Genomic DNA, 15,040 nt, shown 5'->3' with positions numbered 1-15,040 from the left:
CCGGTCATTGGAAAGCGGTATGATATGCTATTTCAGTGATGCTGATCTGTAATGGATGTCCGATGAGGGCCTCCATGTCGAAGCGGTGCAGAGGCCGTTGAGCGCTCGCCATCGCCTTCTGCGATGGTCGCATCGAGGCAGTCACCTCGGTGGCCGGATACGATCGCGATCGCAAGGCCACGACCTATTCGTGATTGCGGCCGGCGTCACGGAAAGCCCGTTCGATCCGGCGACGGCGCCGACGCGTGAGCACCTGGAGGCCGCCCGGCGCCTCGGCGTGCACGCGCTCGTGATGCGAGGGCGCGCTAGTGTGGCGAATCCGAAATTCGCACCACCCTGGGGCAGCGCTGGGAGCGAAATTCGGATTCCTAAGCCACACTAGCAACTCTATGATTCTAGTGTGGTTTAATGGATCTGAAGGTCCTGAACGCTGATGCCGTGTGGGGGGCAGGAACTTCAGATCCACCACACTAGAGGCTGCTGGTGAGCTCGTGTACAAGCCTCTTGTTGCTCCCGAGTTCGGCGAGCGGGAGCCTGGATGCGGGCCTGCCGGGCCCGCTCGTGTGGAGCTGGTACGGACCGTGGACGCTCAGGCGATGGGAAAGCTGCTGCACCATCATGAACGATCCCGGCACGGCGGCAATTCGAGCCGATCCCAACCCCGGACAAGACGCTGATCCGGGAAAACGGGACCAAGCATCTCCAGTATTACGATCAGCCCGACGTGGTCGACCGCAGCATCGGCCATGTGGCGGGCTGGTTCCGCGTTTCACGAGACCCGACAACAAGGAGCAATCTGCACATGTCAGCATCGGACCTGAAAGTCGAAACCCGGAGCGGCATGAAGCGCAAGCCGCGTCGCATCCTGTCGATCGCCTCCAACACGACGCAGCTCAAGGGCTTTCCGGTCGGCTTCTTCGCCGAGGAAATGACGCGCGCCTTCCTGATGTTCACCGAGGCGGGACATCGGGTGGATCTGGCCTCGCCGAACGGCGGCGAGGTGATGTTCGACACCCATAGCGATCCTCGCACGCCCGGTGGAGCCTATGCCGACGATCTCATCAGCCTGGGCTTCGTCCATCATCACACATTCGGAGCGATGCTGAAGGACACCCTTCCCATCAGCGCGGTGGCGGTGAACGACTATGACGCGGTCTGGGTCGCCGGCGGCGGCGGTCCGCTCCTGACGTTCAAGGACGACACGGCGCTGCATGCGCTGATCGCGTCGTTCTATGAGAAGCAGAAAATCGTCGCGCTCATCTGCCACGGTTCGTCGCTCCTGCTTTGGACCCGCCTGTCCAACGGCAAGCTGTTGGCCGAAGGCAAGAAATGGACGGGATTCACCGACGAGGAGGAAGAGGAGGTCAATGTCGCCTTCGGCATGACGCTGAATGAATACACCATTCAGAGCGAGGCCGTCGGCATCGACGGCACGAGCTTCCTCTGTCGCGGCGCCAATGAGCCGTTCGCCATCCGGGACGGTCGCCTGATCACCGGCCAACAGCAATACAGCAGCGGGATCACGGCGGATCTCGTGCTGGAGGCCCTTGACGAATACTGATGGTGTCTCGGTTCTCGTCGCTGCATCGCAGTATCTCGCACAGCCGCGACGGTCTCGAACCAGTCGAAGGGCCGGAACATGAAAACGGAACAGGGCGTCCTTCGGATTTCGATCGCCGTGACCGCTGTGCTGGCCGGTCTCGGCATCCTGTTCGGCCTGCTGTCGGGTTCGTCCGCAATCGTCTTCGACGGCGTGTACTCCCTGACGGATGCCACCATGACCGTGGTGGCCCTGCTGGTGTCGAGCCTGATCGCCGCTTCGACCAGTGGCAATCCCACCGGGAGCAAGCTGGTCGAGCGATTCACCATGGGCTTCTGGCATCTGGAGCCCATGGTTCTCGGGTTGAATGGTGTCTTGTTGATGGGTGCGGCAACCTATGCGCTCATCAATGCCGTCGGAAGTCTTCTGGCGGGCGGGCGTCAACTCGCCTTCGATCAAGCCATCATCTATGCGGCGGTCACGCTTCTCGCGGCAATCGGCATGGCGATACTCGATTTCAAGGCGAACCGGACGCTGCGATCGAATTTCCTCGCGCTGGATGCAAAGGCGTGGCTGATGTCGGCTGCGCTGACCGGGGCGCTCCTCGTCGCCTTCGTCTTCGGCTACCTGATCCAGGGCACCGGCCTCGCATGGATGTCGCCCTATATCGACCCCGCCGCACTGGCGCTCGTGTGTCTTGCGGTGATCCCGGTGCCCATCGGCACGGTGCGCCAGGCGCTGGCCGACATCCTGCTGGTCACGCCCTCGGACCTGAAGCGCCATGTGGATCAGATCGCGCAGACGATCGTGCATCGCCACGGGTTTGCCTCCTACCGGGCCTACGTCGCCAGGGTCGGCCGAGGCCGTCAGATCGAGCTTTATTTCATTGTTCCTGTCGGCTGGCCTGCCAAAAGGCTGGAGGAGTGGGATCATCTTCGCGACGAGATCGGCGAGGCAATCGGCGGGGATAGTCCGGACCGATGGCTGACGATCGTCTTCACGACGGACCCGGAATGGGCGGACTGAACAAGGCCACAGAATTCTTGCGCCAGGGGAAGGCGATAGTCTGGTGCTCGTCCCTTCTGCGCGAAGGCCTCGGCGGCGACGGTCTCGTCGGCGACCGCCTCGAGGCCGCGCCCGGCCGACGCCCGGAATTTGGAAAGGAAGCGCAATGACAAAGCAGGAGCCGCGGCCAGGGAGCGCCACGCTGGCACTGCATGCCGGCGAGAACCGGCGCGGCACCGGCGAGCCCGTCGCCGCACCGCCGATCCTGTCCACCAGCTTTCATACCCACCCCGACGCGGTGGGGTTCTCGGCGAATGACCTCGCCGAGGACGCGCCGCATTTCTATACGCGCTGGAGCAACCCGACCCTCCAGCTTCTCGAGACGCGCCTCGCCGCCCTCGACGGCGGCGAGGCGGCGCTGACCTTTGCCAGCGGCATGGCCGCCCTGTCGGCCCTGCTGCTCGATCGGCTCAATGCCGGCGATCACCTGGTGCTGTCGAACGTCTGCTACGCCGGCGTCGCCGAGCTGGCGCACGATAGCCTTCCCCCCAAGGGCATCGCCGTCACCACGGTCGACAGCTCCGATCCGCAGGCGGTGGCGGCCGCCATCCGGCCGCAGACACGGCTGATCCATATCGAGACCCCGGCCAATCCGATCCTGCGGCTTGCCGACATCGAGGCGATCGCCGCCGTCGCCCGCTCCCATCCCGGCGTCGCCCTTTCGGTCGACTCCACCATCGCCACGCCGCTCGGCATCAAGCCGCTGGCGCTCGGCGCCGACTATGTCGTCCACTCGCTGACGAAATACGCGTGCGGCCACGGCGACGCGCTCGGCGGCGCCATCATCGGTCGCCGCGAGGCGATCGACGCCCTGCGCAAGACGGCTCTCATCCATCTCGGCGGCGTCCTGTCACCCTTCTCCGCCTGGCTCATCCTGCGCGGGCTGGAGACGCTGGCACCTCGCATGCTGCTGCACGAGGCCAACGCGCGGCAGGTGGAGGCTTTTCTCGCCGATCACCCTCGCGTTGCCGCGGTCTATTGGCCGGGCTCCGCGCGGCATCCGCAGCACGACCTCGCCTGGCGGCAGATGCGGAACTTCTCGGGCCTCCTGTCCTTCACCGTCCGCGGCGACGGGCGGGAGCGTGCCCGCCAGATGGCCGAGCGGCTGCGGGTGATCGCCTACGCCGTCTCGCTCGGCAAGACCAAGAGCCTGATCTTCCACATTCCGACCGACGACATCCTCCGCTCGTCTTTCCATCTGGAAGGGGCGGCTGCGGCGGCCTATCGCGCGTGGGCGAGCGACGGCGTCTTCCGTCTCTCCGTCGGGCTGGAGGATGCAGGCGACCTGATTGCCGATCTCGACGAGGCGCTGGCCTAGAGCCGTTCGCAATTGGATGAGATCATCCAATTGCAGAGAAATGCTCGTAATTTTTTGAATCTGGAGCGCTTCAGCTTATTTGCCGGGAGCACTGCACCGAGGCTTTAAGTCTTTGAGTGGATGGATGACCGGGTCAAGCCCGGCCATGACGGCATCAAGGTCAGCCGCAAGCCTTCCAGCGCCCTGGCCGAGCTCGACCCGGCCATCCATCCACTTGAAAATCAAGCATTCGTCGTGGACTATATTTGAAGATGCAGATGGTCTTGCGCAATCGTAGGGCACGCGCTGCTCGGCTGAACCTGGCTTCGCTCCGTCCGGCCTCCGGGGAGGCTAGAGCAGCGACCCTCGCCACACGACACGGCCGACGATGTCCATCTCGTCCGCATCGACGGAAAAGTGCTGATGCCGCTCGTTGTCGGCCAGCGCCCGGACCACGTTGCCGTTTTCGAGGTACAGGCGCCTCACCAGCAGATTGCCGGAGTCCCTTAGAACGTAGATGCGGCCATCCTCGATGTCGCGCCCGAGGGTGTCGATCAGGATCGTGTCGCCTCCTTGCAAGGTCGGCGACATGCCGTCGCCCTGCACCAGCATGACGGCGAGGTTGCTGCTGTCCAGACCGTGGTCGTTGAGCCACTTGTAGCAGAACGCCTGGGCGGTGAAGTCGGGCACGTCCGACGCAGCGGCTCGGCTCGATAGCGCCTGCGGCCGCGTGAGCAGCGGCAACAGGCGCAGGGTGCTGCCGGGCAATTGCGCGGCCTCGCTGTCCCGCATGGGGCCCGTGCCGCTCGCCAGCCAGTCGACGCGCACGCCGGCGGCGTCGGCCAGAGCCACAAGCACGCGACGCGAGGGATCGCTGCCGGCCAGATAGCGGCTGAGGCCGCTGTGCGAGATGCCGGCCTTGCGCGCCAGCGTGCTCCCTCCGCCCACGATGCGCACGAGCTCATGCAGACGCGCGATGAAGCTGGCGTCGGCCTGTCCGGCGCCGGCGTCCAGGCTCTTGTCGGCGCCTGATCCGTCCGCACTCTCGATCTGCGTTCGTTCGATGGCTTGCTTTGCCCGTCTCATGAAACTTTCGTCCCTGGACTCTGCGCTAAAAAGAAAATTTCATCCCTGGAAGTTTCGTATTGTCTCGATAGAAGATGGGCGCGTTCGCTATCGCGAAGTCAATATGCTGGATAGCGAAAAATCATCGCGCTTTCAAACGTCGCATGAGCAGGGGCGAACTTGCGAAACGATCCTCTCGCCATCGGCCTGCGCCTGACGGTGCCGGCGCTGCTGCTGGCCTTCTGGTCGGCCGGGGCGGCGCTGGGCTTTATTCCGGAGGGCGTCATGGCTTCGCCTTGGCAGACGGCCGACACCGCCTGGACGCTCGCGGCCGACGGGACGCTGCTGGAGGCGCTGTCCGCATCGTTGCGCCGTGCCGTGCTCGGCTTTGCCGTCGGCGGCGGCCTCGGCCTCATCGCGGGCGTGGTGTCCGGCGCCTGGCGGCTCGGTGAGGACCTGCTCGACGGCACGTTGCAGATGCTGCGGACGATTCCGTTCGTGGCGCTGGCGCCGCTCTTCATCGCCTGGTTCGGCATCGCCGAAACGTCGAAGATCGCGCTCGTGGCCTTCGCGTCGTTCTTCCCGCTCTACCTCAACACCTTCAGCGGCATCCGCGACATCGACGCCCGGCTGATCGAGGCCGGCCGCGTCGCGGGCCTCGGCCGGTTGGGGCTCATACGGGACGTGCTCGTGCCGGGTGCGCTGCCGTCGATCCTCGTCGGCCTGCGCTATTCGCTGGTGATGTCGGTGATCGCCCTCGTCATCGCCGAGCAGATCAACCTGACCAACGGGATCGGCGCTCTGCTCGGCGATGCCCGCCGCTTCGTGCAGACCGACGTCATGGCGTTGTGCATCGCCATCTACGCCGTTCTCGGCTGGGCGGCGAACCAGGCCGCCTATCGCCTGGAGCAATGGCAGCTGGCCTGGCGGAACGGGGTGCGCGCGGCATGAAGGCGCTGGCTCTCGGCCTGCCGGAGGCACGGTCCCGGCGCGCCTTCGCGCTGCGTGCCGCCATCCGCTGGCCGACGTCGGGCTGGCGGCGCGCCGTCGTCCCGCTCGTGCTGCTCGGTCTGTGGGAGGTCGGGGGGCGGGCAGGGCTGGTGTCGCCGGCGGTGTTGCCGCCGCCTTCGGCGATCGCGCGCGCCGCCGTGCGGCTCGCCCTCGACGGAACGCTGGCGCCGGCGGTCGCCATCTCGCTGGTCCGTCTGCTGCTCGGCTTTGCCCTCGGGGCGATCGCCGGGCTCGGTCTTGGTGTCGCGGTCGGCCTGTCGGCGCGCGGCGAGCAGTTGTTCGACGGCACGATGCAGGCGCTGCGCGCCATTCCATTTCTGGCGCTGGCGCCGATGTTCAGCCTCTGGTTCGGGGCGGACGAGGCGGCAAAGATTGCGCTCGTCGCCTTCGGCGCCATGTTTCCGCTCTATCTGAACACGGCCGCGGGCATCCGCGCGGTGGACGCGCGGCTTGCGGAGGCGGCACGCACGTTCGGTGTGGGCCGTGTCGGCATCGTCCGCGACGTGGTGCTGCCGGGGGCAACGCCCTCGATCATGGTCGGTGCGCGCCTGTCGTTTTCCTGGGCGCTGGCCGCGCTGGTGTCGTCCGAGATCGCGGGCGCGGCAACCGGGATCGGCGCCTTGATCGCGCAGTCGCGCGAGTTCGTGCAGACCGACGTCGTCATCCTGTGCGTGCTGATCTACGCGCTGCTCGGCCTTGCGGCCGACGGCCTCGTGCGCTTCGCAGAATGGAGATTGCTGACATGGCGTCGGTCGTTCGCGGGGAACTAGAGCATGATCCGGCGAAGCCGCTCGTGGCGGTTCGCGCGGCGACGCGGCGCTTTGGTGGCCGCGACGTGCTGCGGCAGGTCGAGCTCGCCATCGCGCCCGGCGAGTTCGTGGCGCTGCTCGGCGCCAGCGGCTGCGGCAAGACGACTCTGCTGCGGCTGCTCGCGGGGCTCGATCGGCCGGACGAGGGGCAGATCGAGGTGCCGTCACGCCGCGGCGTCGTCTTCCAGGACGCCCGCCTGCTGCCGTGGCGCCGGGTCTGGCGCAACGTGGTGCTCGGCCTGCCGCGGGATCGCGGCCGGGCGGAGGCCGCGCTCGCGGAAACCGGGCTGAAGGCGCGCGCCGACGACTGGCCGGGAACGCTGTCCGGCGGCGAAGCGCAGCGTGCCGCTCTGGCGCGCGCGCTGGTGCGGCAGCCGGACCTGCTGCTGCTGGACGAACCGTTCGCGGCGCTGGATGCGCTGACGCGGCTCAAGATGCAGCAGCTGGTGCTGGATCTGTGGCAGGCGCACCGCCCAGCCGTTCTGCTCGTCACCCACGACGTCGACGAGGCGCTGGTCCTCGCCGATCGGATTCTGGTGATGCGCGAGGGGCGCATCGCTGTCGACATGCCGATCCGCTTCGAGCGTCCGCGCACGCGCGCCGCCCGAGATTTCGAGAAGTTGCGACAGACATTCTTGCGTGAGCTCGGCGTTGAAACGGCTCAGCCGCAAGGCGAGATCAATCTTATGGCTGAGGCGTCCTAGTGCTGGAGAAATTTTATCTGGGTCGCCCCTCATGTCAGTTATCCCGTGACCGCGACCTTTGAAAATAGATCGTAATTTCCTGGAATAGTTCCCGATCCTTCAACTTCGAGGGCATCCTCATGCACGACGCGGCGGCGACCGTCCGTTCCGATGAAGACGTCTGGTATTCCCGGTGCCCGGTGCCGACACCCTTCGCGGTGGCGCTGAAGCTCGGCTGGCTGCACGAGGCCCTTGCGGGGCACGACGGCGGCGCGCCGTTCGCCTGGCGATCGCTCGGAGACTCGCGCGACGACGCCATCCGCAACGCGCATTTCACCCACGCCAAGGCGGACGTCTTCCGCCACGGCGGCAACATCCCGCCGCTCTGGGCGCGCAGCGAAGGTGCAGAGACCCGGCTGCTCGGAGTCTCCTGGGTCACCATGCGCCAGCAGGTGCAGGCGCTGCCGGAGAGCGGCATCCGCTCGCCGAAGGATCTGGCGGGTCGGCGGTTGCTGATCCAGCGCAACCCGACCGCATCGATCGACTATTGGCGCGCCTCGACCCTGCGCACCTACGAGGCCGCTCTCGCGTCCGCCGGCCTCGGCTTGGCCGATGTGACGTTCGTGGAGCAGATCTCACATGTGGGCAGTCAGCCGGGCGCGACGGCGAAGCTGTCACCGGACGGCTCGCTGTGGACCGCCGACCGCAGCCTCGCCCGGCGACGCGAATTGCTGCTCCCCCTGGTGCGCGGTGAGGTCGACGCGATCGCCACGCAGGCGCACTACGGCGTCGAGTTCGAGGGGCTGATTGGTGCGCTGACGATTTTCGATCGATCGGCGGCCACAAGCCGCCTCGACCGGGTCAACAACGACACGCCGGACGTGCTGACGGTGAGCGCGAGCCTGGTCGAGCAGCGCCCCGAGATCGTGACGCGGGTCCTGCTCCAGCTTCTGCGCGCACGCGACTGGGCGCGCGATCGCCGAGCCGACATCGCGCGGCTGATGGCGCAGGAGTTCAAGACCTCCGAGGCCCTGGTGGACCAGAGCTGGGGGCCGGACCTCGTCGACGGGCTCGATATCGATCTGTCGGACGAGAGCCGCGCGGCGCTGCAATCGCAGCACGACTTCCTGCTGCGGCACGGCTTCATCCGCAAGCCGGTCGATATCGAGGCATGGATCGACCCGCGCCCCTTGCGCGCGGCGCGCGCCCGCTACGCCGAACAGCAAGCAACCAACAGCTGATCACTCCGCGAGAGACGACGATGGAAGTCTATTGGTACGTATTCTATGTCGACGGCCAGTATCCCTGGAACGTGGCGAAGACGCGGCACGTCGATCGCCGCTATCTGAAGGCGCTCGGCACGGCGATCGACGCGTCGGGGTTCCACGGGGCGCTGGTCGCGACCGGGGCCGGAGGCGGATGGGATCCGTGGGTGATCTCCTCGACCCTCGCCGCGCACACCGAGCGGATGCGCTTCCTGATCGCCGTGCACCCGTCGCTCCTGTCGCCGACGCTGCTGGCGAAGCAGGCGACGACCTTTGACCACCTGTCCGGGGGACGGCTGGACATCAACATCGTCAACGGTCATGCGGGGCTCGGCGCAGCGGGCGTCCACCTCCAGCACGATGAACGCTACGCTTACGGCGAGGAGTATCTCGACGTGTACCGGCGCATCATCGGCGGTGCTCCGGGGCCGATCGATTTCAAGGGCAAGCATCTCGACATTCGCGGTGGCCAGCCGGTCGGCGCGCCGATTCAGTCGCCATACCCGCCGATCTGGATCGGCGGCTCGTCCGACGTGGCGATCGACCTCGCGGCCAGGCACGGCGACGTCTACGCCAGTTGGGCGGAGCCGCTGGACAAGCACGCCGCCCATATCGCGGCGTTCCGCGCGGTGGCGGCCAGGCACGGCCGCCACGTGGAGACGGCGATGACGGTGCACGTTGTCGTGCGCGATACCGAGGCGCAGGCCTGGGCGGAAGTGGACACGATGCTCAGGTACGCCGACCAGGGCGCGGTCGATGCCCTGCAGCGGGGCCTGCGCGCCGGCCAATCGGTGGGCCAGGAGCGTGCCTCGTCCCTGCACGGCGGCAACCTGCCCAAGCACGCTCGCGACCTGGAGATCGCCCCGAACGTCTGGGCCGGCTACGGCCTGCTGCGCGTCGGATCCAGCATCACCCTGGTCGGCACGCCGCAGCAGGTCGCGGCGCGGCTGATCGAGTACCACGACATCGGCGTCGACAAGTTCATCCTGTCGCATCATCCGCTGCCGGAGGAAGCCTTGCGCGTCGCGGACGAGCTGTTGCCGTTGCTGCCGCTCAGCCCGGTGCCCTCGCAGCGAGAGCCGGTGGGACGGACCGTGCGCACCTTCAACAATCAGCTGAACGGCGTGGGGGCGAAGTGATGGCCGTGCGTGTCGGCATTCATCCGCAATCGCCGGCCGGGCCGGTGCTGCTGCGAGCGCCGGCGTTCGCCGATGTTCGCGAGGAGCTGAGAAGCGAGGTCGAGTGGGTCCCCTACGGCCACGGCACCGAGACGCCGCGGCGGTTCGCGGCCGGTGAGATCGACGTCGGGCTCACCGGCGCGACGCCGCCGATCACGATCCAGTCCGCCGGCGGCGACATCGTCTATCTGGCGGTCGGACAGCCGCGCCCGGATTCCGGCGCGATCGTGGTGCCCGAGGCATCGCCCGTGCGCGCCGTAGGCGACCTCGTCGGGCGCCGGGTCGGCTTTGCCGTCGGCTCATGGCACACCGCGTTCGTCGCGCTGGCGCTGGCCAAAGCCGGCCGCTCCTATGGCGACATCGTTCCGGTGAGTTTCGTGGACACGCAGGGCCGCGTCGAGACGACGCTCGTGGACGCCTGGGTCGCGCGACCGGAGGAGATCGACGCGCCGGGCCTGCGCGTTCTCGTCCGGGCCGGGGAGGTCTGGAGCAACCGGAGCGTCACCTTCGTCCGGCGGGAGGTCGCGGAGCAGGCGCAGGCAACGCTGGCGCGCGTGGTCGCCGCCCTCGACGCCGCCGGCCGCTGGCTCGGCGCCCATCCGGCGGAGGCCGCCGCGCTGCTCGAGGACGGCAGCCCCGTCCCGCGCGACGCGCTGGAGCGCGGCATCCGCCGCCAGGCCGGAGCCGAAGGCCTTTCGCCTGCGGATGCCGCCTTTGCGGCCGAGCAGCAGGACGTTGTCGATGCGCTCGCGGCGGCCGGCATCGTGCGCGCGGTCAGTATCGGAGACACCGTCGACGATCTCAGCCGCGCGATCTGGGCCCGCGCGCAATCGCGCCCGCTGCAGCTCGATCTGTCCTCTGTCGTGCAGCCGGCCTGAGCCTCACCTCCATCCAGCTCCCAGAACCAGGAACAACCCGATGGCCCGCATCCTCCTCCGCGCCCGCGCGCGACTGTCATTCGCCGTCCTTGCCGGGGCCCTGTCGGCTGTGGCGATCCAGCCTGCCGCAGCGCAGAGCGAAGCGTCCTACGACCTGCAATACGGCGTCATCCGCGGCCTGACGACCTCGAACCTGGCCAAGGAGAACGGCACGTTCGAGCGCAAGCTGACGGAGGCCGGCTCCAAGCTGGTCTGGCGCGGCCCGTATCCCGGCACGCCCTACGAGGCGTTGAGCGCGGGGCAGGTCGACGTCACCTTCACCACGTCCACCAACGCCGCGCCGGCGCTTCTCGGCAACGCGAAGTTCAAGATCTTCGCCTACCAGGAGCCCGATCTCGATGGCGAAGGCATCTGGGTCAAGAAGGATTCGGGCATCAAATCGCTCGCCGATCTCAAGGGACGCAAGGTCGCGAGCGACAAGGGCGGGTCGGGACACCACGTTCTGCTGAAGGCGCTGGACAAGGCCGGCATCAGCCCCAAGGACGTGCAGATCAGCTATTTCGATCCCGCCGATGCGCTGGCCGCTTTCAACGGCGGACAGGTCGAAGCGCTGGCGACCTGGCGCACCTTCGGCGCATCGGCCGAAGCCAAGGGCAACGGCGAGAAGCTGGTGAGCGGCCGCGACGTCGGCTCGGAGAACCTGCTGATCTACATCGCCCGCGAGCCGTTCGCGAAGGACCACCCAAAGGCGCTCAAGGCGATCTTCGAGGCGCTGCGCGAGTCCGCCGCCGAATCGGCCAAGGATCCCGGCGCCACCGCGCGCCTGTGGGAGAAGCTCGGCAACCTCGATCCGAAGATCGCGCCGCTCTTCGTGCCACCGGCCTCCCGGGTGGTCCACGCGGTCACGCCCGATATCCTGCCGACCCTGCAGAGTGCCGCCACCCTGTTCGTCAAATACGGCGTCATCCCGCGGGCTCCCGACTATTCCAAGACGCTTCTGGATGTCCGCGACAGCCGGAGTTGAAGGAGGCGCGGCCGGGCGGTCTCAGAACAGGCTGAACTGCTGCGGCTGCCGCGGCCGCCGCTGAGTTCGCGCCCGCGTCGTGGTCAGGTCCGCAGCGATGGCGCCGAGGAACGGGGAGGGCGGCAGCGATCGCGTCGCACCACGCCAGAACCGCTCGGCCGCGCGGGTGAGGAACAGCCGGTCCCTGGCCCGGGTCACGGCGACGTAGAACAGGCGCCGCTCCTCGGCCAGCCGTTCCTCGTCCGGCGGGTCGGCCGAGCCCCACGAGAACGGCAGCAGCCCGTCCTCCAGGCCGACGACGAAGACGACCGCGAACTCCAGCCCCTTGGCCGCGTGCATGGTCATGAGCGAGACGCGGTCGGCGCGGGCGTCGCGAAAGTCGGCCTCGGAGGCGAGCGCCGCCTGTTCGCGCAACGCGGCGATGTCGCCCGCCACCGTCTCGGACGCTGCGAGGGCGATGAGCCAGCCCCGCGCCTCGGCCAGTGCCGCCGTCTCGGCCTTGTCCTGCCGCCGGGCCGTTTCGGCTGCCGCGGCGAGACGGCTGGGCAGATCGAGCGCCGCAGTCTCGTCGCCCTGATCCGCGAGCGCGGCGAGGATCGCCTCCACGCCCGCATGGCCGGCGATCGGGGCGGGTGAGCTCTTCTTGAACGGAATGCCGGCCCGGTCGAAGGCGTCCCTGAGCGCCGCCGACTGCGCATCGGTGCGGTAGAGAACGGCGAAATCGGCGAAGCCGAGCGCCGCATCGCTGGCCGTCCGGCGGGAGCCGTCCCCGTTGGCGGCGAGCAGGTCGTGTCCGCCCAGAAGCTCTTCGATCGTCGCGGCGACGAACTCCGCCTCCGCCTGCTCGGTCGCGGCGGCGTGCAGCACGATCGGCTGCCCGGCCGGCCGGACGATGCCGTCCGTGCCGGTGCCGGCGAGCTGGGCGGCCGCTGTGACGATGGTGCCGGTCGAGCGGTAGTTGCGCGTCAGCCGCGCCATGCGCGCCGACGGATAGTCGCCCGCGAAACGCTCGAAGCAGGTCGCATCGGCCCCACGGAAGCCATAGATCGCCTGGTTCGGGTCGCCGATCACGCAGAGCTTGCCGGCAGGGCCGGCGATGAGCCGCAGCAGGCGGTACTGCTGCTCGTCCACGTCCTGGAACTCGTCGGCGGTGATGTGGGCGAAGCGCCCCTGCCACAGCGCCGCGATATCACCATCCCGTTCCAGTAGGTCCACGGCCCGCGTGACGAGGTCGTCGAAGTCGACCCAGTTCTGCTCCCGGCCCAGCCGCTCGAGCGTCGCCAGCGCTTGGGCCTCCTCGCCCTCGGCTGGCTTGCCGGTCCGCTTCAGCACGGAGACGGCTCTGACCAGTCGCGTGGCGCGGCTGTCGGTGACGGCGAGCGCGGCGGCCAGCGCCGCCCGTCGCTCCGCTTCGCCGGCGATGCGGAAATCGGCGTCCAGGCCGAGCGCGGCGCCGTGGGCGCGCAGGATCGCCAGCCCCAGCGAATGGAAGCTGTGCACCACCACCGCGCGCGCCTGGTCGGGCAGCAGTGCCGCCAGGCGGCTCCGCAGCTCCTCCGTTGCCTTGCGCGTGAAGGTGACGGCAAGGCATGAGGACGCTGGCACGCCGCGCTCGCGCACCAGGTGCGCGATGCGGTGGATCAGCATGCGCGTCTTGCCGGAACCGGGGCCGGCGATGACCATCAGGGGATCGCCGGTCATCGCCGCGGCGTGCGCCTGATCGGGGTCGAGCGCTGCGAGCAGTCCGGCCTGGCCGGACGGCAGGGTCGCGGGCGGCACGGGGTCGGCCGCGGCATCGCCCGGCGCTGGCGCTGCCGCCTGTCGCTTCTGCGCTCGCGTCCGCCGGTGCAACGGCGCCTCGAACAGCAGCGCGCCCCGCGTGAGCCGGTCGAGCTCACCCTCCTCGAACAGCCGGATCACGCCGTATTCGCCATCGTAGCCGGCCTGGCGGACCACTGTGCCGGCGCGCAGCCGCGTGATCGCTTCCGCCAGCAGCCCATCGGTCCGCCTGACGTCTTCGACCGGCACCTCGCCCAGCAGCGACAGCTCGGCGCCGAAGGTCGCGGTTGCCCGGTCGTAGGCCTGGCCGACGGCTTTCGAGGCGACGCCGCTGCCGATGATCTCGGCGAGGATCTCGGGCAGGGGCACGAAGCTCGATATCTCGCCGGCGGTCGACGGCGGCACGGCCTCGTCCTCGCTGCGGTCGGCCAGCATCTCGATGCGGTGGGCGACGCCGACGGTGACGCGGTTGCCGCACACCGGGCAATGGCCGTCGAGCGCCAGTGTCTCCTTGGGCGCCAGCCGCACGCCGCAGGCGCGGTGCCCGTCCATGTGGTACTTGCCTTCCTCCGGGAAGAACTCGACCGTGCCGCGATAGCCTTCGCCGGTCTCCAGCGCGCGGCGGATGGCGAAATAGTCCGGATCGCAGGAGAAGCGGGTGGCCTCGCGCCCGAGCTTGCCCGGAGAATGGGCGTCCGAATTGGACGTGAGGCGATAGCGGTCGAGGAACGACACGCGCCAGTTCATTTCCGGGTCGGAGGACAGCCCGGTTTCCACGGCGAAGATGTGGTGCGCGAGGTCGCCGTAGCAGTCCGCGATCGAATCGAAGCCCGACTGCGAGCCGAGTGCTGCGAACCACGGCGTCCAGATGTGCGCCGGCACCAGGTAGGAGTGGGGCCCGGAAGCGAGCGCGACCTCGAGCAGATCGCGCGAATCGAGCCCGAGGATCGGCCGCCCGTCGGACGCGATGTTGCCGATGCGCCCCAGGCTCGCCGCCAGCCGGTCGGCGGCGTCGAGGTCGGGCACGTAAATCAGGTGATGGATTTTCCGCGTCTTCTCGCCCTTCTTGTAGATGGTCGAGATCTCGGTCGAGAGCATGAAGCGGACGGGCGTGCGGCAGGCCGGCGGCAAGGTCCGCTCGACCTCCGCCGCGATCTCGGGCCGCAGGCGGAACAGGCCGGCGGAGGTGGGATCGGGCTCGAGCTTGTCCTTGATTTCGGCAAGCCAGCCCGGGTGCACGCAGTCCCCCGTGCCGACCACCGCGATGCCCTTGCGCGCCGCCCACCAGGCGAGATGTTCCAGGTCGAGGTCCCGGCTGGTGGCGCGGGAATACTTCGAGTGGACGTGCAGGTCGGCGTGAAAGGTCATGGTGCGCGTGGGCGCCCTCAGGCCGCTTCGGAGAGTCCGTCGCACGGCAGGATAGAGAGCCGCCAATCGAGGCGCTAC

13 protein-coding genes are annotated in these 15,040 nt (G+C 68.3%); 11 read left to right on the top strand and 2 right to left on the bottom strand.

All coding sequences use genetic code 11. The features are described from left to right. The first annotated feature begins 724 nt into the window (after positions 1–724). The 4 genes from ACZ5PO_RS30950 (at position 725) to ACZ5PO_RS30935 (ending at position 4,172) form a co-directional block, all read left to right on the top strand. Positions 725–1,561, top strand: coding sequence for a type 1 glutamine amidotransferase domain-containing protein (locus tag ACZ5PO_RS30950; protein WP_464186279.1), 837 nt, complete (start codon positions 725–727; stop codon positions 1,559–1,561). Positions 1,562–1,639: 78 nt separating this feature from the next. Continuing rightward, positions 1,640–2,566: a cation diffusion facilitator family transporter gene (locus tag ACZ5PO_RS30945; RefSeq protein WP_464186278.1), complete on the top strand. Its 927-nt coding sequence runs from the start codon at positions 1,640–1,642 to the stop codon at positions 2,564–2,566. Between the two features lie 145 nt (positions 2,567–2,711). Further along, the gene (locus ACZ5PO_RS30940; RefSeq protein ID WP_464186275.1) at positions 2,712–3,923 is read left to right on the top strand and encodes a trans-sulfuration enzyme family protein; all 1,212 of its coding nucleotides are present in this window, start codon (positions 2,712–2,714) and stop codon (positions 3,921–3,923) included. Between the two features lie 120 nt (positions 3,924–4,043). Further along, complete coding sequence (locus ACZ5PO_RS30935) at positions 4,044–4,172, top strand: hypothetical protein (RefSeq protein ID WP_464186273.1); 129 nt, start codon at positions 4,044–4,046, stop codon at positions 4,170–4,172. 81 nt (positions 4,173–4,253) lie between these two features. Here ACZ5PO_RS30935 and ACZ5PO_RS30930 read toward each other — a convergent pair whose 3' ends face one another. Next, the gene (locus tag ACZ5PO_RS30930) at positions 4,254–4,988 is read right to left on the bottom strand and encodes an XRE family transcriptional regulator (protein WP_464186272.1); all 735 of its coding nucleotides are present in this window, start codon (positions 4,986–4,988) and stop codon (positions 4,254–4,256) included. A 159-nt stretch (positions 4,989–5,147) separates the two neighbouring features. On the opposite strand from ACZ5PO_RS30930, the gene ACZ5PO_RS30925 reads away from it, so the two are divergent. From ACZ5PO_RS30925 to ACZ5PO_RS30895, 7 genes are all read left to right on the top strand, one after another. Then, positions 5,148–5,918, top strand: a complete 771-nt coding sequence (locus ACZ5PO_RS30925; protein WP_464186270.1) for an ABC transporter permease — start codon at positions 5,148–5,150, stop codon at positions 5,916–5,918. Beyond that, a complete protein-coding gene (locus tag ACZ5PO_RS30920; RefSeq protein ID WP_464186269.1) occupies positions 5,915–6,748 on the top strand; it encodes an ABC transporter permease in 834 nt (277 codons plus the stop codon). The genes ACZ5PO_RS30925 and ACZ5PO_RS30920 overlap by 4 nt, the downstream gene beginning before the upstream one ends. Next, positions 6,721–7,491, top strand: a complete 771-nt coding sequence (locus ACZ5PO_RS30915; RefSeq protein ID WP_464186267.1) for an ABC transporter ATP-binding protein — start codon at positions 6,721–6,723, stop codon at positions 7,489–7,491. Before ACZ5PO_RS30920 ends, ACZ5PO_RS30915 begins: the two co-directional genes overlap by 28 nt. A 119-nt stretch (positions 7,492–7,610) precedes the next feature. Next, the gene (locus tag ACZ5PO_RS30910; protein WP_464186265.1) at positions 7,611–8,711 is read left to right on the top strand and encodes an ABC transporter substrate-binding protein; all 1,101 of its coding nucleotides are present in this window, start codon (positions 7,611–7,613) and stop codon (positions 8,709–8,711) included. Between the two features lie 20 nt (positions 8,712–8,731). After that, entirely contained in the window at positions 8,732–9,874 is a 1,143-nt protein-coding gene (locus ACZ5PO_RS30905; RefSeq protein ID WP_464186264.1) for an LLM class flavin-dependent oxidoreductase, read from the top strand. After that, positions 9,874–10,791, top strand: a complete 918-nt coding sequence (locus ACZ5PO_RS30900) for an ABC transporter substrate-binding protein (RefSeq protein WP_464186262.1) — start codon at positions 9,874–9,876, stop codon at positions 10,789–10,791. The genes ACZ5PO_RS30905 and ACZ5PO_RS30900 overlap by 1 nt, the downstream gene beginning before the upstream one ends. Before the next feature lie 40 nt (positions 10,792–10,831). Further along, entirely contained in the window at positions 10,832–11,815 is a 984-nt protein-coding gene (locus ACZ5PO_RS30895; protein ID WP_464186261.1) for an ABC transporter substrate-binding protein, read from the top strand. A 21-nt stretch (positions 11,816–11,836) separates the two neighbouring features. Here the strand turns inward: ACZ5PO_RS30895 and ACZ5PO_RS30890 are convergent, their stop codons facing one another. Further along, the gene (locus ACZ5PO_RS30890) at positions 11,837–14,962 is read right to left on the bottom strand and encodes a UvrD-helicase domain-containing protein (RefSeq protein ID WP_464186259.1); all 3,126 of its coding nucleotides are present in this window, start codon (positions 14,960–14,962) and stop codon (positions 11,837–11,839) included. Positions 14,963–15,040: the final 78 nt, after the last annotated feature.

Source organism: Chelatococcus sp. KU-N122 (genome assembly GCF_055391085.1).
Note: the sequence above shows the minus strand (reverse complement) of the source record. Positions and strands in the feature narration are given on the sequence as shown.

Excerpts from the sequence above, each read along its gene's own strand:
- ACZ5PO_RS30905 (WP_464186264.1), top strand. The coding sequence starts at position 8,732 with ATGGAAGTCTATTGGTACGTATTCTATGTCGACGGCCAGTATCCCTGG.
- ACZ5PO_RS30945 (WP_464186278.1), top strand. The coding sequence starts at position 1,640 with ATGAAAACGGAACAGGGCGTCCTTCGGATTTCGATCGCCGTGACCGCT.
- ACZ5PO_RS30940 (WP_464186275.1), top strand. The coding sequence starts at position 2,712 with ATGACAAAGCAGGAGCCGCGGCCAGGGAGCGCCACGCTGGCACTGCAT.
- ACZ5PO_RS30910 (WP_464186265.1), top strand. The coding sequence starts at position 7,611 with ATGCACGACGCGGCGGCGACCGTCCGTTCCGATGAAGACGTCTGGTAT.
- ACZ5PO_RS30920 (WP_464186269.1), top strand. The coding sequence starts at position 5,915 with ATGAAGGCGCTGGCTCTCGGCCTGCCGGAGGCACGGTCCCGGCGCGCC.
- ACZ5PO_RS30900 (WP_464186262.1), top strand. The coding sequence starts at position 9,874 with ATGGCCGTGCGTGTCGGCATTCATCCGCAATCGCCGGCCGGGCCGGTG.
- ACZ5PO_RS30935 (WP_464186273.1), top strand. The coding sequence starts at position 4,044 with ATGGATGACCGGGTCAAGCCCGGCCATGACGGCATCAAGGTCAGCCGC.
- ACZ5PO_RS30930 (WP_464186272.1), bottom strand. The coding sequence starts at position 4,988 with ATGAGACGGGCAAAGCAAGCCATCGAACGAACGCAGATCGAGAGTGCG.
- ACZ5PO_RS30890 (WP_464186259.1), bottom strand. The coding sequence starts at position 14,962 with ATGACCTTTCACGCCGACCTGCACGTCCACTCGAAGTATTCCCGCGCC.
- ACZ5PO_RS30915 (WP_464186267.1), top strand. The coding sequence starts at position 6,721 with ATGGCGTCGGTCGTTCGCGGGGAACTAGAGCATGATCCGGCGAAGCCG.
- ACZ5PO_RS30895 (WP_464186261.1), top strand. The coding sequence starts at position 10,832 with ATGGCCCGCATCCTCCTCCGCGCCCGCGCGCGACTGTCATTCGCCGTC.